Genomic DNA, 2,223 nt, shown 5'->3' with positions numbered 1-2,223 from the left:
GACAGCAGCGCAATGTATAAATACTGCAGGGTACGCGTAACTTTCAGGCGAAGACAAAACATCCTTGATTGTCCGATCACTGGGCACAATACACGCTAAAACTTTGGGGACATAAAAATTCTCTAGCACACCTCTAATGTGCGCACATACTTGACCCACCAAATCTGGCGCCGGTGTTTTTATCGCTCCATCCAAGCTACCACTAAAAACTTTATTTTTCTCACCCGACGAAATAAAAGAAAAGCAAAACTCATTGAATAAATTGCTTTTATAAGGAGGAGTAAAGTTAGAAGCGCACTCATAAATCTCTCCTCCACTTACCATCCCAAGCAACACATAAGAATCTACTTTAGACAAATGCTCAAGAGCAAGCTCGGCCACAAATTCTTTATTATACTTGAATTTTAGCCTGTTTTTTGAGGCGGTCACGCCCTTGAACTTAGCGGCGACCAACTTCAGCTCTTTTAGTAACTCAGACTCGAAAAAGGCGCGATCCTCTGCACTCATACATTACCTATACTTAAGAACGTTGAATATTGAATCATGAACAGCACCTGTAGCGCCATGCGGCTTACCACGCGCACTCTTGGTACCGACCTGTAACCACGGGATGGCTCCATAACCCTCCGCCGGGATGCTGGATGTGAGGGAAGATCTGGCTTTCAAGCGCTGCAAGATCATATATATACCAATCGCGTACGCTGACCTAGATTGGATAACTGACCTAGGTCACAAGCGTGGTCGGGTGGTGCTATTCGCCGGCGATCTTGCGGCCCAGCCGGTCGGTTTCTTCCAGCAGGCATTACCGAATGCAATGGTCTAGCGCCTAGCAGTCTCAGCGAAGACTAGAGCGATGCGCCCGATATCCTTAAAGCACCCAAACACTCACTCCCCCTCATACAAACCCACATACTTTAAACCATTGTAATTTGATTTTAATGGGATTGAGATAGGGGTCGCTCCGTCAGAATACCAAAAAATTGCATTAGCCTTGGTTACTCCAAGCCTGAGGCACTCTGCCTTAACACTTCCAATACAGGCTCGATCGACCGCAGCATCTTTGAGTATTTCATCTAAGCTCACCTCACATGACTTTCTGGGAATGATCCCTATGAAATCCTCGTCATACCATCTTGCACCAATATCCTGGCAAAATCCACACGCCTTGTAGGCCGGATCATCCAAATCTTCCGTGTATTCCAACTCGAAATATTTAAGGTAAACTTCATCGGAGGAAAAGTTCGTACCTATCCACAGATGCACCTTTCCGTAACGATCAACGTCATCCATCTAACATGCCCCCAATTTCATCACTGCGATGCAAATCAATCACACTCAGCGCTTGCGATTTACTTTGCGTGGAATTCTAATCATTAATGAGATCATTGTGAAACAATCTACCAGCCCTACTTCCATGATGAGGACCGTACGGCACAGGCTTACCATGTTCGTCAGCAACTCCAACAAAAGTAATATCTTTGGTCAGCACTGTCAATTGCTAAGTTCTTGAGCGGTAAATCCGAGTTCTTTTGCTTTCGAAGCTGTTTCGGTGCCACGCATGACACTTCGCGGCACCTCCGCTAACAATATATACCTGGCAATACAAACAACCTTATAGATTCAGCTTTTAAGTACCCCTTCACATCCAGCACTCAAACAACTAATTCTACCGCACTGCCATTAAAAAGCACTTGCAAAGCCTTTCGCAAGGAAGATGCTTTCCCTGCCGACTCAAAAATAACACTATCGAACCTGGCGAAAATAGATGAACCACCGAAATGCTTAATGAATTCCGGTTTGACTTCAACCCTAAGACCACTCTTCTCTAATGCTATTTTTTTTATAGCACCTGCCACCTCATGGCTTGCCTCAGAAGTTTGCAAGCCGATGCAGTCATCAACACTCGAATTATCTTCATCCTCTAAACGCGTCATTATCACATAATTGGCAGGATCAGCGCTGCCATCACCAATTGCAACTATTAGGACATCGTCTTCCTCATAGCACTCGATGCTTGACGCGATGAAGTCATTCATACAAACCTCCAGTGCTAGCCACACCCAGAACCAAATGTTTTTGGTATTTTTTTGCTTTTTGCATTCCAAACCTCTTTGACGCGGCTGCCAGGTGCTGCCGTCCGGATAGCGGACCTGGGTCACCAGCTTGGTCAGGTGGTGGTATTCGTACCGGATCTTGCGGCCCAGCGGGTCGGTTTCTTCCAGC

At 45.8% G+C, this 2,223-nt stretch carries 2 protein-coding genes and 1 pseudogene; all 3 read right to left on the bottom strand.

Annotation, left to right across the window (positions count from 1 at the left end; translation table 11 throughout):
- Positions 1 to 507, bottom strand: a 507-nt coding sequence (locus tag HP546_RS29370) for a hypothetical protein (RefSeq protein WP_172233121.1), incomplete at its 3' end; no start/stop codon positions are given.
- 378 nt (positions 508 to 885) lie between these two features.
- Positions 886 to 1,290 (bottom strand): immunity 22 family protein, encoded by a 405-nt coding sequence (locus HP546_RS29365; protein WP_172233118.1) that lies wholly within the window; start codon positions 1,288 to 1,290, stop codon positions 886 to 888.
- Positions 1,291 to 2,114: 824 nt separating this feature from the next.
- Positions 2,115 to 2,223 (bottom strand): annotated as a pseudogene (locus tag HP546_RS31935) (hypothetical protein); the annotation flags it as partial.

The organism is Pseudomonas sp. CM25 (genome assembly GCF_013179705.1).
GTDB lineage: Bacteria > Pseudomonadota > Gammaproteobacteria > Pseudomonadales > Pseudomonadaceae > Aquipseudomonas.
The sequence above is the reverse complement of the archived record's forward strand: the minus strand, read 5'-3'. Positions and strand labels throughout refer to the sequence as shown.